This window comes from Limnobacter sp. 130 (assembly GCF_902506325.1).
GTDB lineage: Bacteria > Pseudomonadota > Gammaproteobacteria > Burkholderiales > Burkholderiaceae_B > Limnobacter.
This window is the reverse complement of sequence record NZ_LR732333.1, coordinates 109,745-135,822: the sequence shown is the minus strand read 5'-3', so window position 1 is coordinate 135,822 and position 26,078 is coordinate 109,745. Positions and strand designations below refer to the sequence as shown.

General features: G+C 54.0%; 30 protein-coding genes. 15 read left to right on the top strand and 15 right to left on the bottom strand.

What is annotated here, in order from left to right:
- Positions 1-26 precede the first annotated feature (26 nt).
- Positions 27-2,741 (top strand): bifunctional [glutamate--ammonia ligase]-adenylyl-L-tyrosine phosphorylase/[glutamate--ammonia-ligase] adenylyltransferase, encoded by a 2,715-nt coding sequence (gene glnE, locus FRIGORI9N_RS14650; protein WP_159572673.1) that lies wholly within the window; start codon positions 27-29, stop codon positions 2,739-2,741.
- A 12-nt stretch (positions 2,742-2,753) separates the two neighbouring features.
- Here the strand turns inward: glnE and mtgA are convergent, their stop codons facing one another.
- The 7 genes from mtgA to mpl are packed head-to-tail and all read right to left on the bottom strand — an operon-like array spanning position 2,754 to position 9,860.
- Positions 2,754-3,503: a monofunctional biosynthetic peptidoglycan transglycosylase gene (mtgA, locus tag FRIGORI9N_RS14645; RefSeq protein WP_159572671.1), complete on the bottom strand. Its 750-nt coding sequence runs from the start codon at positions 3,501-3,503 to the stop codon at positions 2,754-2,756.
- Positions 3,500-4,399, bottom strand: coding sequence for a shikimate dehydrogenase (gene aroE / locus FRIGORI9N_RS14640; protein WP_236550918.1), 900 nt, complete (start codon positions 4,397-4,399; stop codon positions 3,500-3,502). The genes mtgA and aroE overlap by 4 nt, the downstream gene beginning before the upstream one ends.
- Positions 4,400-4,413: 14 nt before the next feature.
- A complete protein-coding gene (locus FRIGORI9N_RS14635) occupies positions 4,414-5,247 on the bottom strand; it encodes an energy transducer TonB (RefSeq protein ID WP_159572669.1) in 834 nt (277 codons plus the stop codon).
- Entirely contained in the window at positions 5,244-7,259 is a 2,016-nt protein-coding gene (locus tag FRIGORI9N_RS14630) for a ribonuclease catalytic domain-containing protein (RefSeq protein ID WP_159572667.1), read from the bottom strand. Before FRIGORI9N_RS14630 ends, FRIGORI9N_RS14635 begins: the two co-directional genes overlap by 4 nt.
- A gap of 8 nt (positions 7,260-7,267) precedes the next feature.
- Positions 7,268-7,831, bottom strand: a complete 564-nt coding sequence (locus FRIGORI9N_RS14625; protein WP_159572665.1) for a chorismate lyase — start codon at positions 7,829-7,831, stop codon at positions 7,268-7,270.
- Complete coding sequence (locus tag FRIGORI9N_RS14620; RefSeq protein ID WP_201301510.1) at positions 7,828-8,472, bottom strand: YqiA/YcfP family alpha/beta fold hydrolase; 645 nt, start codon at positions 8,470-8,472, stop codon at positions 7,828-7,830. The genes FRIGORI9N_RS14625 and FRIGORI9N_RS14620 overlap by 4 nt, the downstream gene beginning before the upstream one ends.
- The gene (mpl, locus tag FRIGORI9N_RS14615) at positions 8,469-9,860 is read right to left on the bottom strand and encodes a UDP-N-acetylmuramate:L-alanyl-gamma-D-glutamyl-meso-diaminopimelate ligase (protein ID WP_159572663.1); all 1,392 of its coding nucleotides are present in this window, start codon (positions 9,858-9,860) and stop codon (positions 8,469-8,471) included. Before mpl ends, FRIGORI9N_RS14620 begins: the two co-directional genes overlap by 4 nt.
- Before the next feature lie 62 nt (positions 9,861-9,922).
- On the opposite strand from mpl, the gene FRIGORI9N_RS14610 reads away from it, so the two are divergent.
- From FRIGORI9N_RS14610 to FRIGORI9N_RS14575, 8 genes are all read left to right on the top strand, one after another.
- Positions 9,923-10,525 (top strand): hypothetical protein, encoded by a 603-nt coding sequence (locus tag FRIGORI9N_RS14610; RefSeq protein ID WP_159572661.1) that lies wholly within the window; start codon positions 9,923-9,925, stop codon positions 10,523-10,525.
- The gene (locus tag FRIGORI9N_RS14605) at positions 10,522-11,019 is read left to right on the top strand and encodes a TlpA disulfide reductase family protein (RefSeq protein ID WP_159572659.1); all 498 of its coding nucleotides are present in this window, start codon (positions 10,522-10,524) and stop codon (positions 11,017-11,019) included. The genes FRIGORI9N_RS14610 and FRIGORI9N_RS14605 overlap by 4 nt, the downstream gene beginning before the upstream one ends.
- Before the next feature lie 179 nt (positions 11,020-11,198).
- Complete coding sequence (gene accB, locus FRIGORI9N_RS14600) at positions 11,199-11,654, top strand: acetyl-CoA carboxylase biotin carboxyl carrier protein (protein ID WP_159572657.1); 456 nt, start codon at positions 11,199-11,201, stop codon at positions 11,652-11,654.
- Positions 11,655-11,670: 16 nt separating this feature from the next.
- Entirely contained in the window at positions 11,671-13,020 is a 1,350-nt protein-coding gene (gene accC / locus FRIGORI9N_RS14595) for an acetyl-CoA carboxylase biotin carboxylase subunit (RefSeq protein WP_159572655.1), read from the top strand.
- A 6-nt stretch (positions 13,021-13,026) separates the two neighbouring features.
- Positions 13,027-13,941: a 50S ribosomal protein L11 methyltransferase gene (prmA, locus tag FRIGORI9N_RS14590; RefSeq protein WP_159572653.1), complete on the top strand. Its 915-nt coding sequence runs from the start codon at positions 13,027-13,029 to the stop codon at positions 13,939-13,941.
- A gap of 37 nt (positions 13,942-13,978) precedes the next feature.
- Positions 13,979-14,779 (top strand): zinc-ribbon and DUF3426 domain-containing protein, encoded by an 801-nt coding sequence (locus FRIGORI9N_RS15495; protein ID WP_159572651.1) that lies wholly within the window; start codon positions 13,979-13,981, stop codon positions 14,777-14,779.
- A 36-nt stretch (positions 14,780-14,815) separates the two neighbouring features.
- Positions 14,816-15,772, top strand: coding sequence for a carbohydrate kinase family protein (locus tag FRIGORI9N_RS14580; protein WP_159572649.1), 957 nt, complete (start codon positions 14,816-14,818; stop codon positions 15,770-15,772).
- 20 nt (positions 15,773-15,792) lie between these two features.
- Positions 15,793-16,272 (top strand): glycine zipper 2TM domain-containing protein, encoded by a 480-nt coding sequence (locus tag FRIGORI9N_RS14575; protein ID WP_159572647.1) that lies wholly within the window; start codon positions 15,793-15,795, stop codon positions 16,270-16,272.
- 69 nt (positions 16,273-16,341) lie between these two features.
- Here the strand turns inward: FRIGORI9N_RS14575 and FRIGORI9N_RS14570 are convergent, their stop codons facing one another.
- Together FRIGORI9N_RS14570 and FRIGORI9N_RS14565 are read right to left on the bottom strand one after the other, a co-directional pair.
- Positions 16,342-16,911: a YggT family protein gene (locus tag FRIGORI9N_RS14570; RefSeq protein ID WP_159572645.1), complete on the bottom strand. Its 570-nt coding sequence runs from the start codon at positions 16,909-16,911 to the stop codon at positions 16,342-16,344.
- Positions 16,912-16,929: 18 nt separating this feature from the next.
- Entirely contained in the window at positions 16,930-17,211 is a 282-nt protein-coding gene (locus FRIGORI9N_RS14565; RefSeq protein ID WP_159572643.1) for a hypothetical protein, read from the bottom strand.
- 99 nt (positions 17,212-17,310) lie between these two features.
- On the opposite strand from FRIGORI9N_RS14565, the gene FRIGORI9N_RS14560 reads away from it, so the two are divergent.
- Positions 17,311-17,559 (top strand): DUF1653 domain-containing protein, encoded by a 249-nt coding sequence (locus tag FRIGORI9N_RS14560; protein ID WP_159572641.1) that lies wholly within the window; start codon positions 17,311-17,313, stop codon positions 17,557-17,559.
- Between the two features lie 2 nt (positions 17,560-17,561).
- On the opposite strand, the gene FRIGORI9N_RS14555 is transcribed toward FRIGORI9N_RS14560, so the two are convergent.
- Entirely contained in the window at positions 17,562-19,064 is a 1,503-nt protein-coding gene (locus FRIGORI9N_RS14555; RefSeq protein WP_159572639.1) for an NAD(P)/FAD-dependent oxidoreductase, read from the bottom strand.
- 178 nt (positions 19,065-19,242) lie between these two features.
- Here FRIGORI9N_RS14555 and FRIGORI9N_RS14550 point away from each other — a divergent pair, with 178 nt between their 5' ends.
- Together FRIGORI9N_RS14550 and FRIGORI9N_RS14545 are read left to right on the top strand one after the other, a co-directional pair.
- A complete protein-coding gene (locus tag FRIGORI9N_RS14550; protein WP_159572637.1) occupies positions 19,243-20,142 on the top strand; it encodes an alpha/beta hydrolase in 900 nt (299 codons plus the stop codon).
- A gap of 53 nt (positions 20,143-20,195) precedes the next feature.
- Positions 20,196-21,419, top strand: a complete 1,224-nt coding sequence (locus tag FRIGORI9N_RS14545; protein ID WP_159572635.1) for an MBL fold metallo-hydrolase — start codon at positions 20,196-20,198, stop codon at positions 21,417-21,419.
- A 21-nt stretch (positions 21,420-21,440) separates the two neighbouring features.
- On the opposite strand, the gene FRIGORI9N_RS14540 is transcribed toward FRIGORI9N_RS14545, so the two are convergent.
- Genes FRIGORI9N_RS14540 through FRIGORI9N_RS14530 form a run of 3 tightly spaced genes read right to left on the bottom strand, consistent with a single transcriptional unit; the run spans position 21,441 to position 22,970 of the window.
- A complete protein-coding gene (locus tag FRIGORI9N_RS14540; protein WP_236550917.1) occupies positions 21,441-22,259 on the bottom strand; it encodes a DUF4105 domain-containing protein in 819 nt (272 codons plus the stop codon).
- Between the two features lie 22 nt (positions 22,260-22,281).
- Positions 22,282-22,611 carry a YnfA family protein gene (locus tag FRIGORI9N_RS14535; RefSeq protein WP_159572631.1) on the bottom strand — a complete coding sequence of 110 codons (330 nt, stop codon included), beginning with the start codon at positions 22,609-22,611 and terminating at the stop codon, positions 22,282-22,284.
- Positions 22,608-22,970 carry a helix-turn-helix transcriptional regulator gene (locus FRIGORI9N_RS14530; RefSeq protein ID WP_159572629.1) on the bottom strand — a complete coding sequence of 121 codons (363 nt, stop codon included), beginning with the start codon at positions 22,968-22,970 and terminating at the stop codon, positions 22,608-22,610. Before FRIGORI9N_RS14530 ends, FRIGORI9N_RS14535 begins: the two co-directional genes overlap by 4 nt.
- A gap of 122 nt (positions 22,971-23,092) precedes the next feature.
- Here FRIGORI9N_RS14530 and FRIGORI9N_RS14525 point away from each other — a divergent pair, with 122 nt between their 5' ends.
- The 3 genes from FRIGORI9N_RS14525 (at position 23,093) to FRIGORI9N_RS14515 (ending at position 24,651) form a co-directional block, all read left to right on the top strand.
- Entirely contained in the window at positions 23,093-23,548 is a 456-nt protein-coding gene (locus FRIGORI9N_RS14525) for a hypothetical protein (RefSeq protein ID WP_159572627.1), read from the top strand.
- Between the two features lie 97 nt (positions 23,549-23,645).
- The gene (locus FRIGORI9N_RS14520; protein ID WP_159572625.1) at positions 23,646-24,221 is read left to right on the top strand and encodes a nucleotidyltransferase domain-containing protein; all 576 of its coding nucleotides are present in this window, start codon (positions 23,646-23,648) and stop codon (positions 24,219-24,221) included.
- Positions 24,205-24,651, top strand: a complete 447-nt coding sequence (locus FRIGORI9N_RS14515; protein WP_159572623.1) for a hypothetical protein — start codon at positions 24,205-24,207, stop codon at positions 24,649-24,651. The genes FRIGORI9N_RS14520 and FRIGORI9N_RS14515 overlap by 17 nt, the downstream gene beginning before the upstream one ends.
- Here the strand turns inward: FRIGORI9N_RS14515 and FRIGORI9N_RS14510 are convergent.
- Together FRIGORI9N_RS14510 and FRIGORI9N_RS14505 are read right to left on the bottom strand one after the other, a co-directional pair.
- Positions 24,625-25,425 carry an alpha/beta fold hydrolase gene (locus FRIGORI9N_RS14510; RefSeq protein ID WP_159572621.1) on the bottom strand — a complete coding sequence of 267 codons (801 nt, stop codon included), beginning with the start codon at positions 25,423-25,425 and terminating at the stop codon, positions 24,625-24,627. The genes FRIGORI9N_RS14515 and FRIGORI9N_RS14510 overlap by 27 nt on opposite strands.
- Positions 25,426-25,459: 34 nt before the next feature.
- Complete coding sequence (locus FRIGORI9N_RS14505) at positions 25,460-25,987, bottom strand: OsmC family protein (protein ID WP_159572619.1); 528 nt, start codon at positions 25,985-25,987, stop codon at positions 25,460-25,462.
- Positions 25,988-26,078 lie beyond the last annotated feature (91 nt).

The following is a 26,078-nucleotide window of genomic DNA, read 5'->3' as shown; positions in this document are numbered from 1 at the left end:
CCAAGCTTCCCTTTATAACGACACGCATGAACGACCCACTGGATTTCTATCATCGGGTTTGGCCCACTCACTCTGAATACGCCAAACGCTGGTTGAATCGCTTCCCGGAATGGGACAGCACTGAGCAGGATGAAAACCATCTTTTAAACTGCGTTGAAACCTGGCTGGAAAAAGCACGCGAGTTAAGCGATGAAAAGGCCTTGATGGCCGAACTTCGATTGGTTCGACAGCGCAGCATGATTGAAATCATGCGCCGTGACCTGCAAGGCAAGGTCGACCTGTTCGAAGTAACCGAGGCCCTGTCGTTTCTGGCCGATGCCGCAGTGCAAATTGCACTGAAATTCAGCCACAAATTGCAGGCGGATCGTTTTGGCGAACCCGCCGATGGCGACTGCATGATGGTGGTGGGCATGGGCAAGCTGGGCGGGCTTGAGCTGAATGCGTCCAGCGACATTGACCTGATTTTTCTGTACAACCAGGACGGGGAAACACTGGGCGGACCCACCGGGAAAACACAGTCGCATGCCGAATTTTTTACACAAGTGGGCAAACGGGTTATCAAGATTATTTCAGAGGTGACCGACGAAGGGTTCGTGTTCCGCGTGGACATGCGCCTTCGCCCCAACGGCGATTCGGGCCCACTGGTGGTAAGCCAGGACATGCTGGAAGAATATTTTGTGGTGCAGGGGCGTGAATGGGAACGCTATGCCTGGATCAAGGCCCGCGTGGTGAACTGGGCTGTCGACCCAGAGCAAGACGCAGCCTTTCAGCAAAACCTGGACAACCTGAACAATATTGTTCGGCCTTTTGTGTTTCGGAAATACCTGGACTTCGGTTCAATACGTGCTTTGCGCGCCTTGCATGTTCAAATCCGCAACGAGGTGAACAAGCGCGAAAGCCAGCACCCAGGCTCGGTACACGTGAAACTCGGGCGTGGCGGCATTCGTGAAATCGAGTTCACTGCGCAGGCTTTCCAGCTGATTCGCGGTGGCCGAGAACCCAAGCTGCAGCTGCGGCGCACAGTCGATGTGCTGGAAGTGTGCGTGGAGTTGGGGCTGATTACCAAAGAAGACCACGACAAAATGGTGGCCGCTTACCGCTTTTTGCGCAACCTGGAGCATCGCCTGCAATATGTAGACGACGCCCAAACCCACCGCCTGCCCGCCAGCCCCACCGAGGTGCTGCGCATTGCAAGATCCATGGGGTTTCAAGATCCGGGCAATTTCATGAAGGCTTTGAACCGCCACATGAATTACGTGGCCAGCCATTTTGACGTGGTGTTTGGCGACAAGCAGGAAGACGAAGAAACACCCAGTCTTGAACTGCCATGGGCTGACACACTCACCCAGGGATTCACCAACCCGCAAGCGGCGCAAGACCGCTACCAACACCTGATTGAATCAAGCCGATACCAGGCTTTGCCCAGCGCACACCGGGAGCGAGTTGACCGCCTGATGCCTACTTTACTGGCCGCCGCGGGAGCCTCTTCCGCGCCAGACTCCTGCTGGCGTTACTGCTGCGACTTGATCGAAACCGTGTCGCGCCGGGGAGCTTACTTAAGCCTTCTGGATGAATACCCGATTGCCCGCATGCGGGTAAGCCGCATGCTTGCCGCAAGCCCATGGGCTGCCAATTTTTTAATCAAGCACCCCTTGCTGCTCGATGAATTGCTGGACAGCCGAACCTTGTTGACGCCCCCCGATTTTGCTCAATGGAAACAGCAATTGCGTGAACTGCTGGACCAAGCCAAGTTGCCCGACGGGCAGCCCGATCTTGAACGGCAAATGGACCTGATTCGTGAACAACACCATGCCCAACTATTCAGGGTACTGACACAAGACCTTGAAAACCTGCTGACAGTCGAGCATGTTTCGGACCTGTTGTCTGAACTGGCCGATTGCACACTTGAAATCATTCTGGAACGAGCCTGGGATCAGCTTCCCAAAAGGCACCGGGCACAACCGCGTTTTGCAGTGGTGGCTTATGGCAAACACGGCGGCAAGGAGTTGGGGTATTCCTCTGACCTTGACCTTATTTTTCTGTTCGAAGACGATGACGACCGTGCGCCCGATTTGTATGCCCAATTGGCCAAGCGCATGAACCGCTGGCTGACCACCCAAACCGCCGCAGGCACTTTGTTTGAAACTGACTTTCGCTTGCGCCCCAATGGCGAGGCGGGTTTGCTCGTGAGCAGTGTGGAATCGTTTGAAGACTACCAGCGCCGTGAAGGTGGCGTGGGTGCTTGGTTTTGGGAACACCAGGCCTTGACCCGAGCGCGTTTCTGCGTGGGCGATGCTGAAATAGGTAAAAAGTTTGAAACGCTGCGGGAAGAAATTTTACAACTGCCCCGCGACTGGAATGACGTGAAAAAAGAAGTGATCACCATGCGCAAAAAAATGCTGGAGGGACACCCCAACAACAGTGAACTGTTTGATGTGAAACACGATTTGGGTGGCATGGTGGACGTGGAGTTTATGGTGCAGGCTTTGGTGCTGGGCTATGCGAACAAGCACCCGGAACTGACAAAAAACAAGGGCAATATTGCGCTGCTGAAGAAGGCAGGAGAACTTGGTTTGTTGCCTGCAGATTTGGCCAACTATGTGGCCGATGCTTACCGGCAGTTGCGCGCAAAGCAACACGCCTTGCGCCTGGCCGGACACGACAAATCGAGAACCAGCGACCCTGCACTGATGATGATGCGCAAACCCATTCGAACGCTTTGGGAAACCTTGCTGAACTGAAACGCCAGGCTTTTACTTGGGCACAGTAACCTGGTACATGCGCTTTTGCAGCGTACCGGTTTTGCGTGCCAGAAACGGTGAGTTTCTGCGTTTGTCAAAATAGCGTGGCGCTGGCAACATGCCCGCCATGCGGGCTGCTTGATAACTGCTTAATTGAGCGGCACTGACACCATAATGGTGTTTCGCACCGGCTTCTGCACCGTAAACACCGTTGCCCCATTCCACCACGTTCAAATACACCTCGAGGATTCGGCGTTTGTCCCACAAAGCCTCAATCATCAATGCAATGACCAACTCCTGCCCCTTGCGAATGTAGCTGCGCTTGCTGGTTAAAAACAGGTTTTTCGCCAACTGCTGGGTAATGGTTGAGCCGCCATGCGTTACCCTGCCCCGCCGCTCGTTGCGCTTGATTGCCAATTGAATGGCTTCCATTTCAACGCCCTTGTGTGTCATGAAGCCACTGTCCTCGGCTGCAATCACTGCACGTTTCAGGTTCAGGGAAATTTTGTCGTAGGGTACCCACTCGTGCTTCAACTGAAAACCGGGTTCGGTCTTGCGTATTTCAGCCAAACGGGTTTGCATGAAACTGGTGCTGCTGGGGTTCACATGCGTCCACACGGCAATTTGTGCAAGGTACCAAAGTTGAAGCAATACCAGCGCACAAAAGCCCCAGAAAAATATCCGCCACATCCACACCAAAGGATTCAGGCTGAACTTGCGCTTGCTACCGCCTTTGGAAGATTTTCTGCGAGCCATGGTCATTGTTGTTTTGCTTTGGCAAGCAAGGCTTGCCGAACTTTGGTCAAAGTTTCCAGTGCATCGGGCGACTGCCCGGTCCACACCTCAAAGGCCAACTGTGCCTGAAAAACCAGCATGCCCAAACCGTCGCTACAGGCCAAATCCTGGTGGTGCAGGGAGCGGATAAACGGTGTGGGTTTTGCAGCGTACATCATGTCGTACACCAACACCGCCCGCGCATACCAATCCGCATGAAGAACGGGCATATCGCCTTTCAGGCTACTTGACGAGGCATTCACGATAAGCACCGGAGCGCCCGGTATTTCAAAATGCGAGGGCGGCGTGTCCAGCGCCCCGCCTGCTGCAGGCAAATCAATTGCTTCGGCACGTTCTGCCAACTCACGCGCTTTGGACACTGTGCGGTTAAGCACAGTCAGGTGTTGAATGCCAGCCGCTTGAAAGGCAGCCACGCAACCGCTGGCTGCACCGCCAGCACCAACCATCAACACCTGACACTGATCCAGACGCAATCCGAGTGTTTTGAGTTGTCGTACCAAGTCCCGGCACAAGCCGCCACCATCGGTGTTGTCAGCCAGCACAGTACCGTCAGCATTAAATTTCAGCGTGTTGGCAGCCTGTGCAAACATCGCCGCCGTGCTCAGTGTATTGGGCAACTCGCTGGCGATTGAAAAAGCATCAAGCTTGAAAGGCACGGTGACATTTGCGCCCTTCACACCGGCTGCTTGAAGTGCAGCCACGGTTTGTCTGAATCCATTCAGCGGTGCAAGCACGCGCTCATATTGCAAGGGCAAACCAAGCTGTGCGGCAAAATCGGCATGAATGAAAGGCGACATGCTGTGTGCAATCGGATTTCCGATCACCACGTAGCGGTCTGCTTGACGACTCAACGCATTCAACAAGGAATCTCCATGGCTTAATACTCAGTGCTGATGGTGTCACGGCTGAACACCCAGGTGCGGGTAATCGCCAAAATATCTGCTTTCTTTCTCATTTCCGAAGGGAAAGGTGGAAATGGCGTGGACATTCTCAGAATTCGCAAGGCGGCACGATCAAGCACAGCAGACCCCGAAGAACGATCCACTTCCACATCTTCAAGCGTACCATCCGCACGCACATAGGCGGTTAGCCTCAGCTTGCCGTAAATGCGCCCTTTGAGCTCATCGGGATAATTTTGATTGCCCACTTGCTCCACCTTGGCACGCCACGCTTCTTCGTAAATGGCAAAGGCATAGGGCGAGGTGCGCGGCGAGAAAAAATGTTTTCTGGGCCGCTCGTTGTAGCTTTTGATGTTGTCGGCAATTTGCGCCTGCAACCTTTTGATTTCCAGCGCACGTTGGCTTTTTGGGTCGTTGCCTGGGCGTGTGTCCAGCACTTCGTTTTGCGGTGTGGTGCGCAATTCTGCACCCGCCAAATTGCGCTGCAAAGCCTCCAGCTCTTTCAAGCGATCCTGGCTGGCAATCAACTCGCGCTGGTTGACTTTGTCTTCGGCTTGACCGGGCAAAGTGGTCGCCCTGCCCTTGTCAGCCTGCCCACCACCATCAAGCGCCACCTGCGCCAGCACCTTTGCGTCGTTGGGCGTTTTCTGCGATTGCGCATTCACCAGAATCACTTCCAGCGGACGACTGAATGCGGTGTCTGCCTGCGGTTTTGAAAAATGCACCAGCAACAACAAAGCATGAAGGAGCACCGACAACACCAGTGCCTTCTTCAAGTTAATGTCGCCGAGAGGTGCACGCAGGGTATTCACGCCTGGGGGCCTCCCGCTGCACTGGCACCCTCGGATTCCCCGGCTTCGATGACATCGACTGGCGCTTCTGGCATTTCGGGTGTTTCTACACCCTCCTCTTCTTCCTCATCGTCCAGCAAACGAGTGGGCGTGCCTTTCTTCAATGCCAAAAGCTTGCATGAAACTGTCAGGGTCAGTTCGTCCACCTGATCCAGTTCAACCTCCACCTGCACACCACGACCCGGCGAAGTGACACCCACCAAACGAACAAACAGGGGAATGTCGTCCAGACGGACCAGTTCGTCTTTTACCACCACACCATCAAACTGCTTTCGCCCTTTTTGCTGAATCCAGCGCAAGCACCAGTAGCGTTCCATGTTTTGCTGAAATTCGGCATAGGCTTTGTAGGTGACATCAAAGCTGTTCACCGCAGAAAGCAATTCAGCGTCGGTTGCGGTGTAAACGGGCGGGTCTTGGCGCAGCAGTGAAATCAATTGCTGCTGGTTCACCAAATCCACATACCTGCGCAAGGGCGAAGTACTCCATGCGTACTGGGGCACACCCAAACCCACATGCGGCGCTGCATGGGTAGACATGCGTACACGGCCCATGGGTGGTTGCACCCTGTAAATGCCGGTGACCTTGCATTCATCAAGCATGCCGCCCCACTCACGGTTTACATAGATCATCCACTCCGCGACCAACAAATCAAGTGGCGCATCCCGGCGGCGAGGCTGAATTTCAACCGTGCCGTCGTCACTCACATAAAAATTGAAATCAATGCGCGTGTGTTTCTCAGGCTGGCCGCGAACAATTTCACGTTCCATTCGCAACACACACGAACTTTTCCACAACATTTTCAACGCTGGAAAAAACTCTCCCACCGCGTCAAGTTCATTCAACTCAGGGTCTTCCAGAACTTCTTTGGACAAGGCTGCGTCCAGGTGATTGTGGCGCAGGTTTGCAGCCATGGGCACTTGTTCGATGGCGCTGTAGGGCTCACTGATCAGCTCGCCAGTTTCAGTGCTCACTTCAACGTAAATACTGACCGACGGTACAGTGCGACCTTCGGCCAGCGTGGCCAATTCCACAACCTGATCAGGCAGCATGGTGATTTTATCGCCCGGGGCATACACGGTCGAAAGGCGCTCACGGGCCACGCGGTCGTAAGGGCTTCCGCGAGAAATCAGCAGCGCAGGTGCGGCAATGTGCACGCCAATGCGCGCACGTTTTTCATCCAGCCAAACCACGCTAAAGGCATCGTCAATTTCCGTGGTTGAAATGTCATCCACGGAAAAAGCACGCACATTGGCGACAGGCAGATCTGCCAAATCGGCGGGCATTTCCGGCGGTGGCAAATCAATTTCTGGCCCTTTGGGAAAGTAAATGGCGGCAAAGCGGGCTCGCATCATGTCGTGCACTGATTTGAATGCGCCGCACTCAATCAGCAACACATCGGGCGATCGACCCGCCTCGGTACACGCCAACATCAACGCTTTGTATTCAGCGCTGTTTTTATCAGGACGAACCAGCAAGGTTGCAGCTTGTTTGGCAAAGCCATCGGGCAGTTCGCGACGCACCAAGGCATCTGCCCACGCCTGCTGTTGCTCGGCGGCCAGGCGTTTTTTCTCGAGGCCTGCCAATGCGGCCTGCAAAATTTCGGGCGGAGCGGCACGGTACATGCCCTTGCCTTTGCGGTGAAAGTGAATAGGTGCCGCGTGCAAGGCCGCCAAAGTGGCCGCTTGTTGCACCACGGTCGGTTTTTCACCGAAATACTCCAGGGCCATTGCCATGAAATCAAACTCACCTTCAGGCGAACATTCCCACAAAAACTCGGTGTCCACCTCTTTGGCCAAAGCCTCTACCTGCGCGTGGAATTCTGCACATTCCAGCGCATCAAATTTCAGCATCACACTGTTGGATTTCACCTTGGTGCGTTTGCCATGCAAGGTTTCCACCTGATAGGCATTGCCCTGCTCTTGAAGCACTCGGCCCACTTTAAAGGCTCCGGCCTCTTCGTAATACAAATTCATCAACAGTCCTAAAGATAGTATTCAAGTTGGGGCAGGAAAACCTCCATGACCCACAACGGTGTTCGATTCGGTTTGCGCGAAAAGCGCGCACAACGGGCATACCACACACGGCCGGAACCATGCCGGTTCATTTCGACTTTCATGGCTGGGGTCAGCAGCCGCTGCACCCACGGCTGCCGCAAAGGCAACCGCGCAAAAAAAAGTTCACCACGTTTAACCTGTGGGTCGGAAAACAGCACCGTGCCCAATGAACGGGTGCCCAAACCCCGCCAAAAATGCCAGTCGTTCACAGGGCCATCGGTTTCAACCAATGTTTGCGCCAACACCACAGGCGCATTGTCCACATGCAGGCGAACCAGCCGTTGCCGCATCATTTGGCCCGTTACACTGCGTCCCCTTGAGCCCGGCCCGTGTTTAATCAACACCTTGCCCTGCACAACAGGCTCTACTTTAAACCCCTTGTTCAGGCGCACCAAACGCTGGGTGAGCGAACCTGGGGTGCTCGCCCAGTTTCGGGCCCACACCGGCCAACTTGGCGGGCAATGCCTTGTCCAAGCACCAACACCGCTCATGGCAAACCCACGGCCAATTTCACAAAGGGCAAAATTTCATCGAAATCGCTCAAGGCATGGTCAGAACCCAACAAGTGCAATTGGTGCGCTCCACGGTAACGCGCCAGCATGGTGTCACAGTTCAGCACCTCGTCGTCGCGGGCTGCGACCAAAAAGTAACGCTGCGGATCGGTCAGCCTGGTTTGCTCCATGGCTTTTAAATCGCCCAGGTAAGCGGGTACAAACTCAATTTCTTCGTCTGAAAAATAAACTTTCTTTTTACCAATTTGATCTTGCAAATCGTCATAGGGTTTGATGGCCGGGTTCAGCAAAACAACAGAGGCCTGGGTGTGCAATTCGGCCAGCACCGTGGCGTAATAGCCCCCCAGTGAGCTACCAATGAAGGTCAGCGACATATGGGGCTGGCTTTGCAGGCGGGCATCCAGGTGCTGCTCAATCAAGGCCAACGCCTGCGCAGGCGACGCGGGCAGATCTGGCACCCACAAATGACTACTCAAACCCGCTTGGTCGAAGGCATCGATCATTTTTTGTGCCTTCACTGACTTGGACGACGAGCGAAACCCGTGCAGATACACCACCAGATCGGCCACCCCACCCGTGCGCGCAAAGTCACCGGGGCTGCTGAAAACGAAAGGCGTCAAGCCCGTACTCCCAAGGCCAAGGCGTCGATCAACTTTTGGTGAATACCACCAAAAGAACCATTGCTCATGGCAACCACCCAATCACCGGGCTGTGCTTGCGCCACGACATGATCAATGACCTCGCTCAACTCATCGCTGGTGAAAAGGCGCGAGCCCAAACTGCCCAGGGTGTCGCGCACATTCCACTGAATGCCCGCGGTGTAGCACACCACAAATTTCGCTTCGTCGAAAGAAGCTGGCAAGGCCTGTGCAAGGGTTCCCATTTTCATGGTGTTGGACCGCGGTTCAAACAAGGCAATCAGGCGGCCCACAGGTTTGCCTTCCGCTGCAGCAATTTCTGCCATTCGAGCTTTCGCGCCTTCCAGCGTGGTAGCGATGGCCGTGGGGTGGTGTGCAAAATCGTCGTACACCTTCACGCCCGCTGCTTCACCGCGCAATTCCATGCGGCGCTTCACGCCGGGAAATTCACTCAAGGCCTTGCAGGCATCAGCGACCTTCACACCCATGGCATGGGCAGCAGCGATCACCGCCAGTGCATTGTTCACATTGTGCAAACCTGACCAGCCCCATTCCACAAGGCCCTTCAGTTCGCCATTTTTTAGCACCTCAAATTTAGAGGCACCTAAAACCCTGGCTTGCCACGGCGCGTCAGCCCCCTCTGCGGAAAAACGCTCCACGGGAGTCCAGCAACCGCGTTTCAACACGCGCTCGAGCGATTCTGTGTTGGCCGGGCACACCACCCGCCCCTCAGAAGGCACAGTGCGCACCAAATGGTGAAATTGAGTTTCGATCGCAGCCAGATCGGGGAAGATATCAGCATGATCGAACTCCAGGTTGTTCAGCACGGCCACCACGGGCCGGTAGTGAACAAATTTCGAACGCTTGTCGAAAAACGCGGTGTCGTATTCGTCGGCTTCAATCACAAAGCAGTCGCCCTGCCCCAAGGTCGCGGACACACCAAAACCGCCGGGTACGCCGCCAATCAAAAAACCCGGGTTCAAACCAGCCTGTTGCAACACCCAGGCCAACATGGAACTGGTGCTGGTTTTGCCATGTGTACCCGCCACGGCCAACACCTTTCGGCCGCGCAAAATATGCTCGCCAATCCACTGGGGACCACTGGTGTAGGGCAAGCCTGTGTTCAAAATGGCTTCCATCAACGGATTACCGCGCGACACCACATTGCCCACCACCCACAAATCGGGCTTGATGGCCAGTTGCTCCACACCAAAACCTTCGGTCAACTCGATCCCCGCCTGGGTAAGCTGAGTGCTCATGGGTGGATATACATTGGCATCGCAGCCCGTTACGGTGTGGCCCAAGGCCTTGGCCAACTGGGCAACACCGCCCATGAAGGTGCCACAAATCCCGAGGATGTGGATGTGCATTCTTTCTTCCTTTCAGAACAAGCCCATATTGTAGTGCCTGTGAATTTGGATACACTGCCGGTATGGAAGAATTCTTCGCCCCGCAAGACGAACTTCGCATTGAAATTGCGATGACTGCAGCCCGACTGATCGCCGAGGAGGGCCTCGACTACCCCACCGCACGCAATCAGGCGATCAAAGCCCTGCTTGGAAAACAAAGGGTTCCCCGCGAACGCCTTCCCTCAGATCAAGACATTCAAGACGAACTACGCGCCTACCAGGCCCTGTTTCAAGCCGACAGCCAGCCTGGCGAACTGAACGAATTGCGCGAAGTTGCCCTCCAATTCATGCAAGGTATTCAGCAATTCGAGCCCATTGTGTATGGCGCAGCGGTGAACGGCACAGGCAGCGCCCATTCGGATGTGCACATTATTGCGTTTGCCGACGATGAAAAAGAAGTGGACTATTGGTTGTTAAACCAGAACATCAACTTCGACGCCTGTGAAGATGCCTTGCTGGCTGGCAAGTCCTTCCCCGCTGTGGCTTTTCGCTGGAAACAGCGCTGGTTCCAGCTGGGCGTGGCCAGCCCAATACAGCGCCGCGGCTTGCTGAACAGACAAGCACCCGACGACACCCCTTTTCAAACCGACATTGCGGGCTTGACCCGCCTGATAGAAGCACCATGAAAAACAAACTAATCCCGATTGTGACCGCAGTTCTCGCCCTGGCCATTGGCCTGTATTTTGGTCTGAAGCCACAAAACGGTCCCGACTACCCACTGACTGGCTACACATTTGACACCCCACAGGGCGGCTCACTCGACCTGGGCGCCTTGAAAGGCAAGGTTGTGGTGCTTAACTTCTGGGCGACCTGGTGCCCACCCTGCGTGGAAGAAATGCCCGAACTTGACGAGTTGTACCCACAACTGCAGGCGCAGAATATCGAGTTGATTGGTATTGCAATCGATTCCCCCTCTAACGTCGATCAATTTCTCCAAAAAACCCCAGTAAATTACCCGATCGTGCTTGCAGGGATGGCAGGCACAGAATTGGGGAAAGCACTTGGCAATCAACAAGGAGGATTACCATTTACCGTCATTTTGGACGAAAATGGTAATAAAATACTCACAGAAGCCGGCAGGATACAGATGAGTACTATCACTAACGCACTGCAACGCTAAAATCGGGTATGCTCACGCAACGCCAAATCTGGGCGAACCATGAAGCAAGGTTCACCAATGCCCGCCACGGTGGAAAATAATTGATTTTCAGTGCACACTAAGCGAAGTTAGGCTCAATTCACCTCGCGCTTGGTTGGGTACTGCCATATAAAACCAACCTCCCTAGATGGAGCAAGTAAATGGACCTCAGAAAGTTAAAAACATTGATCGACCTGGTTGCTGAATCAGATATTTCCGAACTGGAAGTGACTGAAGGCGAAGGCAAGGTACGTATCGTCAAAAGCCAGCCTCAATACACCATGGCCATGCCGCAGCAAATGATGCAGCAGGCGCCAGCAGCCATGGCGCCCCCCGCAGCAGCACCTGCCGCGGAAACGCCCGCCGCCGCCCCCGTTGACGCTGGTCACAAAGTGACCTCGCCCATGGTCGGCACCTTCTACCGTGCGCCCAGCCCGGGCGCGTCCAATTTTGTTGAAATTGGCAGCACGGTGAAAGAAGGCCAAACCATTTGTATTATTGAAGCCATGAAGCTGCTCAATGAAATTGAGTGCGACAAGTCTGGTGTTGTGAAGGCCATTCTGGTCGAGAACGGACAACCTGTGGAGTTTGGTCAAGCTCTATTCGTGATTGAATAGAACAGGAGCTGCCACCATGTTTGGAAAAATACTGATCGCCAATCGCGGCGAAATAGCCCTGCGCATTCTGCGCGCCTGCAAGGAAATGGGCATTAAAACCGTGGCGGTGTATTCCACCGCCGACGTGGATGCCAAGTATGTAAAACTGGCCGACGAATCTGTTTGTATCGGCCCACCCAGCTCCAAAGAAAGCTACCTGAACATTCCAGCCATCATTAGCGCGGCTGAAGTCACTGATTCAGAAGCGATTCACCCGGGCTACGGTTTTCTCTCCGAGAACGCCAGTTTTGCCGATCGGGTAGAGAAAAGCGGCTTCGTATTTATCGGCCCACGTTCGGAATCCATTTTGCTGATGGGCGACAAGGTGTCCGCCAAGCGTGCCATGATCGCTGCTGGCGTGCCCTGCGTGCCCGGCTCGGAAGGCGAATTGCCCGATGATCCCCGCGAAATCGTGAAAATTGCACGCCAGGTTGGCTACCCGGTCATCATCAAGGCTGCCGGCGGTGGTGGTGGTCGCGGCATGCGCGTGGTGCACACGGAAGCGGCACTGTTGAATGCGGTCACCATGACCAAAACCGAAGCAGGTTCAGCGTTCAACAACCCAGCGGTTTACATGGAAAAATTCCTTGAAAACCCCCGCCACATTGAAATTCAAATCCTGGCTGACGAGCACAAAAATGCCGTGTGGCTGGGTGAGCGCGATTGCTCCATGCAACGCCGCCACCAAAAAGTAATTGAAGAAGCGCCGGCACCGAACATTCCCCGCCGCCTGATCGAGCGCATTGGTGAACGCTGCGCAGAAGCCTGCCGCAAAATTGCTTACCGTGGCGCAGGCACGTTCGAGTTTCTGTATGAAAACGGCGAGTTTTACTTCATTGAAATGAACACCCGTGTTCAGGTTGAGCACCCAGTGACAGAAATGATCACGGGTGTTGACATTGTGCAGGAACAAATTCGCATTGCCGCTGGCCAGAAATTGCGATTCCGCCAACGCGACATTGAATTCCGTGGCCATGCCATGGAATGCCGAATCAACGCCGAAGACCCGTTCAAGTTTGTGCCCTCACCCGGCCCAATCAAGAATTGGCACGCACCGGGAGGCCCTGGTGTGCGCGTCGATTCACACGTTTACAGCGGCTACAACGTTCCACCCCATTACGACTCCATGATCGCCAAAGTGATCACCTATGGCGAAGACCGCAAGCAGGCCATGGCCCGCATGCGCCAAGCCCTGGCAGAACTGGTGGTCGACGGCATTAAAACCAACACCGCGTTGCACCGTGAATTGATGGAAGACGCCCGCTTTGTTGAGGGCGGCACCAGCATTCACTACCTTGAGCACAAACTCGAAGCGCGCTTTAAGTAAATCAATATGACTGCACAGGCCACACCGCTGATACAAGCCAAACTCACCCTGCCCTTTGAGCAAGCCGACGAAGTGTCGGACCTGCTCATGGAGTTGGGGGCCTTGGCCGTCAGCCTTGAAGACGCCAATGCCGACAGCGAAGACGAGCAACCCTTGTTTGGCGAGCCCGGCATGGAACCTGAATCAGCGGCGTGGAACCTGAACAATGTGGTGGCCCTGTTTCGCAACAAGGCCGAAGGTGAACAAATTTTCGGCGAAATCCCCGCCAAGTTGCTGGGAAAAGCAGAAATTGAGTACACCGAAGTGCCTCAGGAAGACTGGGTTCGTTTAACGCAATCCCAATTCGACCCCATTCCCATTTCCGCCCGCCTGTGGATCGTGCCTTCCTGGCATGAACCCCAAAACATTGACGACCGAATCAATTTGGTACTCGACCCCGGCCTTGCTTTTGGCACGGGCTCGCACCCTACCACGGCCCTGTGTTTGCGCTGGCTCAGCGAGTTTCCGCTGAAAGGCCAAAACGTGCTGGACTATGGTTGCGGTTCCGGCATTTTGGGCATTGCTGCGCTTAAATTGGGGGCATCCGAAGCCATTGGTGTGGATATCGATCCCCAAGCTGTAGACAGCACCGCCTACAACGCCAGCAATAACGGTGTTGAAATGCCCTGTGGTTTGCCCGATTTCCCCTTGGCCAAGCGCCAGTTCCCGGTGGTCGTGGCCAATATTCTGTCCAACCCGCTGAAAGTACTGGCACCTTCGTTGTGCAACCATGTTGAAGCGGGCGGGCAACTGGTGCTTTCAGGTGTATTGGCGCGGCAAGCCGAGGAAGTAATTGAACACTACCGCCAATGGATCAATCTGGCGGTGTGGGCTGAACGTGATGGTTGGGTGTGCCTGCATGGCCAAAAAGCCGCCGACTGAAGGCAAACCCTTCGTCCGGCAAGGTTAAACTAGCGCCATGAGCCTTGCCACACGCTGCCCCAACTGCAACACGCTGTTCAAAGTGACCTCTGGCCAACTGCAACTGCATGAAGGCAAGGTGCGCTGTGGGCAGTGCCAAACCGTGTTTTCGGGTATTGAACACCTCACCTCGGCTGACACTGAGGCATGGCAAAAACTTGATTTGAGTCCCCGGCAAGGCAACAGCGGCTACACCAGCGATCACAACTTGACCGGTGGAGACGGCACCGGCTCTGAAGAATTGTTTGCCAACACCGCCCCAAAAAAACCATTGCTGAATTTCAAGCACAGCAGCCCGGCCCAGAAAGTCGCCTGCGTGGCGTTGCTTGTCATGCTTGGTCTTCAGGCTTTGTGGTGGCAACGGGTGCCCTTGCTGCAAAAGGCACCAGAATTGGCTGCGTACATTAACACCGCCGCACCAGGCATGCAGCGCCTGTTTGCAAGCCCGGCTACTCAAGCCTTACAGGTAGAGGGCAGCGGCTTGCAAGCGCTCGATGAACACAATTTGCGGGTTGACCTGACACTGCACAACCCGCTCCCCTTGCCAGCCCGGTGGCCGCACCTGAAAGTAGAGCTACTCGACCCACAAGGCCTGGTACTGGCCAGCAAATCGCTAAGCCCGAGCGACTATCAGCTGCGGGATGAAAGCGCAGCCAGCCAAGCCCCGTTAATTGCTGGTAAAAAAACAGTGGAAGTGCTGGCATACTTGAACCTGAGCACGCTGAACACCCAACTGCCCGAAAGCGCCGCAACCGGTTTTCGGCTTGAATTATTCGACCAAGGCCCAAGCGAACAATAAACGCCAAGCCAATTTTTAACTACTGGACTGTTTCACATGAATTCCCCCACCAACACCAAGCGCGTTTTAATTTGCGGCTCCATTGCATTCGACACCATCATGGTTTTTGAAGGCCGTTTCAAAGATCAAATTCTGCCTGACCAGGTACATATTCTGAACGTGGCGTTTCTGGTACCCAGCATGCGTAAAGACTGGGGTGGCTGCGCCGGCAACATTGCCTACAGCCTGAATATGCTGGGCGGCAAACCTGTGCCCATGGCCACCATTGGGCACGATGCCGGTGGTTACTTTCAACGCTTGCAAACTTTGGGCATTGAAACCAGCTGCCTGAAGCAGATTGGCGAAGAATTTACCGCACAGGCTTTCATCACCACCGACCTGGACGACAATCAAATTACCGCTTTTCACCCCGGTGCCATGAGCCACTCGCACTTGAACCAGGTTGCCGATGCGGGTGACATCGCTTTGGGTATTATTGCCCCCGATGGTCGGGACGGCATGATGCAACACGCCGAGCAATTCGCGGCAGCGGGTATTCCGTTCTTGTTTGATCCTGGCCAGGGCCTGCCCATGTTCGGTAAACCTGAACTTGACCGGTTTTTGGAACTTGCCACGTACGCAGCGGTCAATGACTATGAAGCCAAAATGTTGTGTGACCGTACCGGCCTGAGTCTGGAACAAATCGCAGAGAAGCTGGAAGCACTGGTAGTCACACGCGGCGCGGAAGGCAGCTGGGTATTTACACAGGGTCAACGACACAACATACAATGCGTTAAAGCAGAACAGATCGCCGACCCCACTGGCTGCGGCGATGCTTACCGCGGAGGCTTGCTCTATGGCCTTACAGAAGGCATGGGCGTAGTCAATGCGGCCAAACTGGCAAGCTTGATGGGTTCTTTGAAAATTGCAGCCAAAGGCCCACAAACTTACCAATACAGCCGGGAAGAAATCGCATCCAGGTTTGCAGCCGCTTTCGGCCAACAACCCTGGTAACTTGAAAGGAAAAACTAGTCATGGCCAAGTCAATTCAGTTCAGTTTTAGAAGTACCGGCGCAGTGGCCCTGATTGCGCTTTCAGCGCTTGCAGGTTGTGCCACCCAAAGCAGTTCGGGTCAGGTGTACCGCGAAGGTGAAACACGTCGCGCCCAAATTATCGAACAAGGCACAGTGGAAAGCGTACGCACAGTGACCATTCAAGGCGACACCAACGGTGTGGGCACAGCGGCAGGCGGCATCATCGGTGGTATTGCCGGCAGCAATGTCGGTGGTGGTAGCGGCCGTGCAGTGGGTGCCATTGTGGGTGCAGTGGCTGGTGGCGTAGCAGGCCAAGCCATTGAACGCAATGCGTCCACGCGCCAAGGTCTTGAAATCACCGTTCGAATGGACAACGGCACCTTGCGCGCCTATGTTCAGGATGCCGCTGGCGAAGATTTCCGCCCAGGTGATCGGGTTCGAGTTGTAAGTGGCGGTGGCACTTCTCGGGTAACTCGCTGATTCACAACCAGCACTTGAAACAAAAAAAGCACCCCGTGGGGTGCTTTTTTTATTGACTGCGCAGCGCGATCAGAACCCGGGCATCAAACTTTGCAGCACCATCATCACGATTTGCAAAATCAGCAAAAACGCCAAAGGTGACAAATCCACGTTACCAATCGTGGGCAGAACCCGGCGCAACGGCTCCAAAAACGGGCGGGAAAGCTCGTTCAGGATAGAGGCGATCGGCGAGAACGGATTCACCCAGCTCAAAATGACCTGAATCAGCACAATACCCATGAGCAGGTAAGCGACATTGCGAAGCACCCAGAAAATGGCAATGGGTATGGTCAGCGTTATCAAAGAGCCCACACCCGGCCCGCCACTGGACAGCCCCACCGTGAGCAGCACCAATACTATGTGCAACACAAACGAGACCACAAAAGCACCGAAAATGGACGCCCAGTCAATGCCACCATAACCGGGCACACCCTTGCGCAGCGGTTTCACCAACCAATCGGTCATCGAAAAAATAAAAGGCGACAAGGGGTTACTGGGGTGAATACGCACCCACTGCATCAACGCGCGCAGTAACAGACAAAAGGTCAGCAGGCTGGCGGCTGTTTCCAGCAGTAAGCGCAAAATATCGATTAGAAGCATAGTGAAGCGTTCAGCAGGTTAAGGCCGTGAGCCTGTTGGAAATGGCCAAGTGGTTGTGGCACCCTTGAGTTTTCTGGGCTTGGCAGCACCCGACCTGCGGCGACGCGCAGGCTTGCTGGGCGTAAGCAGGGCCAACGGCGTTACCTCAGAGGGTGAAAGCGCAGTTTTGGATGGTTTACGGGTTGTAGCTACAGGGCGTGCCGCTTTACTTTCAGACGGCTCTGCTTTGGCAACGGGCTTGCTCACGGTTTTGCTCACCGGCTTGCTGGTTTCCTCGGTTGCTCGCTTGCTTGCAGGCATTCAGGAACTCCTTTCAATTCTTCAAGGACAGCCGTACAGTTTAACGATATGACCTTGAATATTCAAGAAATATGACTTTGAACCACAAAGGAGACACCCATGAGTCACGTGCCAGAACAAACACACAGCGTGAAAACCGGCGAACGTTACCGCCACTACAAAGGCGGGCTGTATGAAATCATCTGCCAGGCCATTCAGGAAAGCGATTTGAGCCCAGTGGTGGTTTACCGCCCCCTGAGCGGCGACGCACACACCGCCTGGACTCGCCCCATGAACGTGTTTTTTGAAATGGTACAGGTGGGTGAGCGCATGACCCAGCGCTTCACCCTGGTCGACAGCGACAATTAAATTTAAGCCACCGCCTTCAACTTTGGTTTGGCTTTTTCGACCTTCGCGGGTTCGAAGATCATGCCCGGTTCATCCACCGGGTCTTCCAGCAAAGTTTTGGTGTCGTGGTAAAAATCTTGCCGGTTGTGCCACGGGTGGGTTTCACCCTGGCGCGGCAACTGGTCTGCCACACGCTTCAAGTAGCCCGAATTCAAACCGCCCAGCACCGTGAAACCTTCAACAGGCTGCACATCCGCAGTTTTGGCCACCGCCACTGCATGGCCTTTTTTGTCCATGTGGTTCAGCAGGCGGCATACAAAGCCGCTGACCAGGTCGGATTTCAAAGTCCAGGATGCATGGGTGTAACCCAGCACCACAGCGGCATTGGGCAGGTCTTGCAACATGGCGCTTTTGTAGAACATTTTTTCGCTGAGGTTGACTGGCTCGTCATCCAGCGAAATTTTCATGCCACCCACCATTTGCACATTCAAACCAGTGGCGGTCACGACAATGTCCGCTTCCAGCACTTCACCCGAATTCAATTCAATGCCATTGGCTACAAATTGCTTGATCGTGTCTGTGGCAACACTGGCTTTGCCGCCGCGCAGGGCTTTGAAAAAATCGCCATCGGGCACCAAGCACAGGCGTTGATCCCAGGGCATGTAGTTGGGTGTGAAGTGCTTGATGTCCACATTCGAGCCCTTCAGTTGCCTGCGCATCATCGCGATCAAAAAGCGGCGCACCACCTCGGGCTTGCTTTTGCTGGCCTTGAACATGAAGTGCGCCAAGCCAATGGTGCGCGTGCGGTTCAGCTTGTACGCCAGTTTGGAAGGCAAGGTTTTTTGCAACACCTTGGTGAGTGCATCCACCGAGGGCAGCGAGAAAATATACGAAGGCGAGCGCTGCAACATGGTGATGTGCTCAACCTTGTCGGCCATGCTTGGAATCAGCGTAACCGCGGTGGCACCACTGCCAATCACCACCACTTTCTTGCCGGTGTAGTCCAGGTTTTCTGGCCAGTGCTGGGGGTGAACAATCAAACCCTTGAAGTTTTTCTCGCCCGGGAAATCGGGGCGGTAGCCTTGGTCGTAGTTGTAATAACCTGCACAGGCCATCATGAATTTGGCACGGTATTGCTCGGGCTCGCCAGTGGCTTCATTCACGGCATTGATTACCCAGCGTTGGGCCTCACTGTCCCAATTGGCATCGTTTACTTTGCGCTGAAAACGAATGTGATCGAACACTTTGTTTTCTGTGGCAGCTTCGTGCACATAACTGCGAATGTCATTGCCCTGCGAGAAAAAGTGCGCATTTTTCCAAGGCTTGAACTTGAAGCCGAAACTGAACATGTCAGAGTCGGATCGGATCCCCGGATAACGGAACAAGTCCCAAGTGCCGCCAATGGTGGTACGGCGCTCAAGAATGGTGAACTTTCGGTTGGGGCATTCCTTTTTCAAATGGCATGCGGCACTAATGCCTGACAAACCTGCGCCAATGATCAAAATGTCTTCGTCGAATATCGCCATGGTGTCTCCGTTTGGTTTTTCTCTTTTTTTATTGTGCCGATTTTTTCAGCCCTGAAAATAGCGTTTGCGAATCGACTCCGGATTTGTCCGAATTTATCAAGTGCATTGAAAACTCAAGGTAAACTGTGCAGCGCTGGCAGTGCTATAAATACTCACCCCACCTTCGAAAAGGAAAACCATGCCCTCGATTCAAGCCAAAGTGATGAACAAAATTGCAAGCATTGCCCTGAAAAGTTACCGGGGAAATGGTGCTGGTTTTGTACGCAGGTTTCGCATGGTGACCGCCGCATCCAACTTGCTGGCGCCCGTGCCCAAAGGCTTGAAACACATCAAAGGGCAACTGGGCGGCGTACCCGGCGAGTGGCTGATTCCGGTTAATCCAAAGGGCGCATTGCTCTACATTCACGGCGGCGGCTTTGTGGCTGGGCACCCACCCATGTACCGCCCCTTCTGCGGCGCCTTGGCCAATGCCTTGGGATTTCGGGTGTTCATGGTGGACTACCGCCTGGCGCCAGAAAACCCCTTCCCCGCCCCACTCGACGATTGCATTGCGGCCTTTGAAGCCTTGGTGGCTGACACACCCGCTGGCGAACCCCTTTTCGTGGCCGGCGATTCTGCTGGCGGCAACCTAAGCTTGGCGGTACTGCAACATGCGGTTAAAAACAAACTGCCTGCCCATGGCGGCCTGTTGATTTCCCCCGCCACCGACATGCGCCGCCTGTCACCTTCAATTGAAGGCAATGACAAAACCGACAGCATGTTGTCTGCCCACATGATCGAGCATGCGGCCAATTTGTACATGTGCGGCCATGACCCGGCCGACGAGCGGGCCTCGCCCCTGTTGGGCAAACTGAAAGGCCTACCACCACTGATGGTAACCGCCAGTGAAAACGAATGCCTGCTGGATGATTCCGTGCTGCTGCGCGACGCGGTGGACAAAGTGGGCGGACAGATCACCCTGCTGACTCGCCCTGGAATGCCTCACATTTGGCCCACCATGAACATTGCTTTGCCCGAGGCCAAAGAAGACTTGGTCAAAATCATTCGCTTTTTCTCACCCTTGGTGAAGGGCATCTAAAACAACGTTGTTGGCAGTACAAGGTGTTGGAGACACATTCAACACCCACAACAATGACACCTTCTATTTCACGTGCAGGCCTGTGGGCCTGTGCCCTGCTTTTTGCACCACTTTTGTCAGCCTGCTTGGGCGGTGACTCCGGTTCAGAGACCACAGCCACGGGCCGAACCTCGCCCAGCGAAACCCGCCCCAATGTATTTGAAGCAAGTAACTTCAAACCCCTGCCTGCGGCCCGCGCACCCAGTGCCGAACTGCAAGCCACACGCGAACGCATTCTGGGCGCAAACGCCATGGACCCAGAGCAGGTGAAATTTTGGTGGGTGGGCGTATCGAGCTTTATTGTCAGCATGAAAGGCCATTTGTTCTTGATGGACGCTTGGGAAATTGTCGGCCTGCACGCTGACTATGTGCCCATTGGCAGGGAAGAACTGGCGGCCATTCAGCCCGAAGCCATATTCATTGGCCACGGGCACTTTGACCACGCGGCCGATGCAGGCTATGTGGCGGGCCTTAGCAATGCACTGCTGGTGGCAGGCAGCACAGTGTGCGACATTGCCCGCGAACGTGCGGCCAGTGAAGGCATTGCCAACAACTTTCCCTGCCTGAACCTGGGTGACCAAACCAACCCCGGTGCCGGCAACACCCGAGCCATTCAGATTTGGGAAGACGTGGCCCCGGTGCATGTGGTGCAACACACCCACTCGGCCGCCGAACCTACCGACTTGCTCAGTGGTGGCATGCCGCTGGTGTACATTCCCGACGTATTGACCTTTCCCACTTACCTGAATACCAGCATGGCCGAGGCACTGCGCTTTGTCGGCACCCTGCGTGATGATGGCGGCGTGGGTCAACCTGCCGGTGGCACTTGGGCTTACCACTTCCGCGCGGGCGACTTTGCGTGGTTCTGGCACGACTCCACCGGCATCATGAAAGCAGGCAATGCGGAAAGCGAAGCGGTAGCGAATGCCCTTTCAAAACTTCCAGAATGTGTGGATGTGCAGTTAAATGCGATTGTGGGTTTTGGCCTGGTGACCAGCGCCTACCGCGATGCCTTGGCTTATGTGGCCCTGACCAAACCCAAGGTGGCCTTGCCCACGCACCACGACGCCTGGACACCCGGCATTGGTGGTGGTGCTTCAGCCTATGAAACCACCTGGCTTGACGCAGTAGCCAAACTACCGAAGCCACCTGAAGTGGATTACCTGCGCGACCCGGTGGACTACATGAAACCGCGCAGCTACAGCATTAAAGACCCACGCTGGGCAGGTGGTTGCTGATTAATCGGATTGCGTGCTTTGCTACATTCCGGGCACGCCACGGCGAATCACTTCCGAGAAGTTTTCGCCGGGCTGCATGGATTTGGCACGCGGCACAATGTAACCTTTTTCCTGAAGTTCAGCGTAGCCAAATCCTTCCACCAGACCATCTTGCTCATGCGCGTATTCGGCAAAGTAACCGCTGAGCAACAAGCGATAATCCAGCGGCAAATCGGGCACAATCCGCTTGGCAATGTCAAACACCACCGTGGTGCAATTGCTGGTCAAGGTGTTGTAAAACTCGGGGGTTTTTTCAAGTGATTCGGCGTGGTCGATATAGGCCAAAAACAAGGTTTTCAGTTGCTCAGGCGGAATCGCCATGCGGTAAATGTAAACATCTTCGCCACGCGCATTGCTCCGGGTGCGAATAATATCCGCTTCATCGGCCGCCACCAGAATGGCTTCGTACTGCCGAAAAAAACCTTTCCATGCGGAGAATTTCTCGCCGATTTCTTTTCGAATTTCCAGCGAGAAAGTCAGATACTTCCCATCCGCAAAACCGAACGACACCAAGGTGTGGGCGATCTTCGGCCCCATCCAGTACGACAGCACCAAGTCGGCTGTTTGCAACTGCTTTAAATCGTATTCCCGTGTTTCCCAACGCGGCGTGTAATCCGTTTCTGTGCGCCATTCAAAATTGCGCACATTCTTCAGCACGACCTTGTCGCCATTCACATCGGCCTGCAGCATGTGGGCTACATCGTCAGCCCATTGCCGATTGTGGCTGGGCGTTTGCGAAAACCACCAAATGGCAAACACAGCCAAGGCCAGGAAAACTGGCACTAGAAAAAATCGGATCATAAGGTACTCATCGCCCATTTTTTTACGCAATATGACGTGGGCCAGCCACAATAATGGCCATGCCCAGCAAAGTGACCGCTCCGCCTGCAAGGTCCCATGCTGTGGGCTTTACCCCATCCACAGCCCAAAGCCAGACCAAGGCCATGGCCACATACACACCGCCATAAGCGGCATAAACCCGGCCCGACGCGGTGGGGTGCAAGGTAAGCAACCACGCAAACAAGGCGAGACTGATTGCAGCCGGCAGCAACAACCACACTGACTTGTTTTCTTTCAAAACAAGGTAAGGCAAATAACAACCCAATATTTCAAAGAATGCAGTGACCGCAAAAAGCAGAAATGTTTTGATCATGAAAACACCTTGCGGGTGGCATCATCAGCCGGGAACAAATGCTCAATTCTTAACGACGCGGCGGTGATGTCCAAGGGAGCCCCAAAGCTGGTGAAGGTTGAGATGAATCGCAGTTCGCCCGCAGTGCTTTTGAATCGCGTTACCAAAGTTTCGTTCCGTTCGCTAAGTGGCGCATCCAAACCTTCAAGCAAGGCCAGCAACATGTCTTTGCTGGCACTGGCCTTGCCGGTTTCAATGCAACTTAAATGTCGCTGAGACACGCCCACACGCAAAGCCAAATCGAGTTGACTCACCTTCCGCCTTGAACGCAAATCGCGAAGGCAAATTCCGGCATGTTTGGTAGGGGCGTGTGCGTGCATGTGCCAATACTGCCACGGAAAATTACTGGAATCTATGACCTGGCAGGTTATTGATGCAATGACCCTTCCTGTTGAAACTGGCGTTGAACCCGGCCACTTTCAACCACGCAAGGAGATTCGACATGCAAACCACGACCATGCCCCACACACCGACCAGCACTCCAACCTTCTGGATCAAATGGCTAACCTACACCACTGAGTTCACCGTACTGTTTGGCCTGCTCATGGTGCTCGCGCCCGGGCTTACCCAGCAGGCATTCGGATTGTTGGTATTTCAAAACCCTGCACAATTTGCTGCCTTTGACCCTCAGGCCTCTGCCTACATTGAACTGGCCCACGCCGTGATGGGCTCGGTGATGATGGGCTGGGGTGCGCTTATGTTCATGCTGGTACGCAGGCTTTCAGCCAAAGACGCCAAGTCAACATGCAACATGATTGCGATATCCGTGTTGGCTTGGTATGTGCCCGACACCGCGTTTTCACTGTACAGCGGCTTTTGGCAAAACGCGGTTATGAATACAGGCTTTGCGGTGTTGTATGCCATACCGTTGCTGGCTTTGCGCAAGCATTGCCGGTAAGTCGCTTTAAGCCACAAACTATGGATTTAACGCCATAGTTTGTGGATTTTCTTAAAAATCCATATAATGTGGATATTAATCCCTAATATATGGATATATGAGTTCGATCGACTTCATGTTTACACCCACAGTGCAGAGAGTGCTTCGAGCCACACTGCTGAATCCAGAACGCAAATATTCATTGGGTGCACTACTAGACATTGCAAACACAGGGCGAGGAAGCACACAAAAACAAATCGAACGTTTGTTGGCGGCAGGTATTCTGAAGGAGAACAGAGAATTCGGACGCCTTCGTCAAATTTATGCGAACAAAGATCACTTCCTTTATTCCGAGTTGACCTCGATTGCTAAAAAAACATTTGGTATCACAGAACCAATTCGCGATGTGCTTGCACCTTTTTCAAAATTAATCGACGAAGCATATGTGTTCGGCTCGATCGCAACAGAAAAAGACTCTAGCTCGAGTGATATAGATCTGATGATCATCGGCAAGTTAAGTGTTTTGGATATTGCCGAACCGATTCATACAATGGAAGGCTCACTTGGCAGACCTATCAACTTCACTATTTACAAACCCAGTGAATGGAAAAAGTTGATTCAAAACGATCCAATCTGCCGACAAATTAATGAAGCTCCAAAACTAATGGTATTGCCTGATGCCAAGACCGGCTGAATATGAAAACCTGATCAAGATCAAAGCGATTGAGGAAGTATTGCCCACAACAGGAGCAGTTAAGGGCTTTTTGGACAATGCAAAGAATTACCTCGAAGCATGTGAATTACTCCCTGAAGAAAAAACCCTTCAGATATTCACGATGGCTTACGAAGGCTATTTTCAAATCGTTCAGGCCATCCTTGAACACCACGGAGTACGCACCAAAGACGCAGGGCGCAACTTGGCCATTCAACGTGTATCCAGCGACCTTAAACTAACGTCTGCGGAAATGCCCTTTGTCATTCGCGCGCATGAGCGTCGAAATAACACCGCATATCGTTCGCCCTTTCCACCTGTTTCCGACGCAGATGCACAAGCCATGGTCAGCATTCTCAAAAAATATCTGCCTGTAGCAATGGTGTTAACCGGACTTTTTCACAAAACGTGAAATGACTTCATTGACCACATCCGGATGCGTCACTGGGCCCATGTGGCCCAACTCCTGAAACTCCACCAACTCTACCCTCGGCAAGGTCGCAACCAATCTGTTGGCAACTGAATGTGCAGACAATTGCGACTTGCCACCGACCATGCACAGCACCGGGGCTTGTATGCCCCGAAATGCTTCCAGGGTGGTTGGTTCGCTGAACAAAGCGTGCTCCCAGCGGCGCACGTTGCGCACCGAGGCCGCCACCGTTGGCTTGCGCTCTTCTGGTGTTTTTGCCCAGCTGCCCTGCCCCATCCAAAAATCAATGAAGTGCTGCGCAGCCAGGTTTGAATCACCACCCTCCAAAGCCGCGCTGGCATTGGCCACTGCACGGCGAATACCGTCCACCTCGTTTGGCGAGGGGCTTTCATGTTCAACCACAGAGAAAAAAGTGGGCTCAAACAATGCAAGGGCACGCACTCGATGAGGAAACATCAGCGCAATTTTCAGGGCAATCGCGCCACCGTAAGAATGTCCCACCAATGTGAATTGCTCACCAGTCCGTTCAAACACGGGCGCCAATAATTCAACCTCATCAAGAAGGGAAATGACGCGATCGGAATGCCAGTCGGGTGTTTGTCCCGAGCCATAAGAATCGGCTGCGATCACCTTGAACTCTGGCGAAAGCAAATTCATCAAACCTTTCCACTGGCCAGAATGGGAGGCATTGGCATGCAAACACAGCACAGCGGGGCCGGAGCCGGCCTCTTTGAAATAGGGCTGAACAGAGGCCATGGCGATCCTGAAATAGATGAAGGATGAATCGAGTTTAGTTGAGCTGAAAGCTGGTTTCAACTTGGGGTGGATTTTTCAGCGTTTGTTGCACCACACAACAGCGCTTGGCCGCGAAGGTGAGCGCTTTGACCATGTCAGGATGAGTGCCCTCCGTGACTTTGAACTGGACCGCACACCGCATCCGCTGAAAGCCAACCGGCACATCGGGCGACATGTTCAACGCACCACGCACATCCACATCAGCGGTCACGCGAACTTCCAGAAACTCCAGTTCAACCCCCAGCACATTTGCGACCATGCGCATGGAAGAATCCTGACAGGCAGCAAGCGCAGCACACAACATGTCGCCCGGAGTGGGCGCATCGTGCAAACCACCCAAGGCGCGGTGTACACCAATTGGCACTGCCACCCCACAGCCATCCATGGGTTCAACAACAGAATGAAAAGGATCGGAAGGATCGACTCCGCGGGTCACCGCATGGTCTGTCACCATTGCAGCACCGGGATCTTCCTTGTAAAGGGCGCGCACTTCACGCTGGGCATTGGGTACAGAAACAGACATGGCAAGCTCCGGTGGTGTAAAAACAATGAACGACTCAATGCCTTCACTGTGCAACACCACCTGGTTTTTAATCCCTAGGAATTCCTAAATT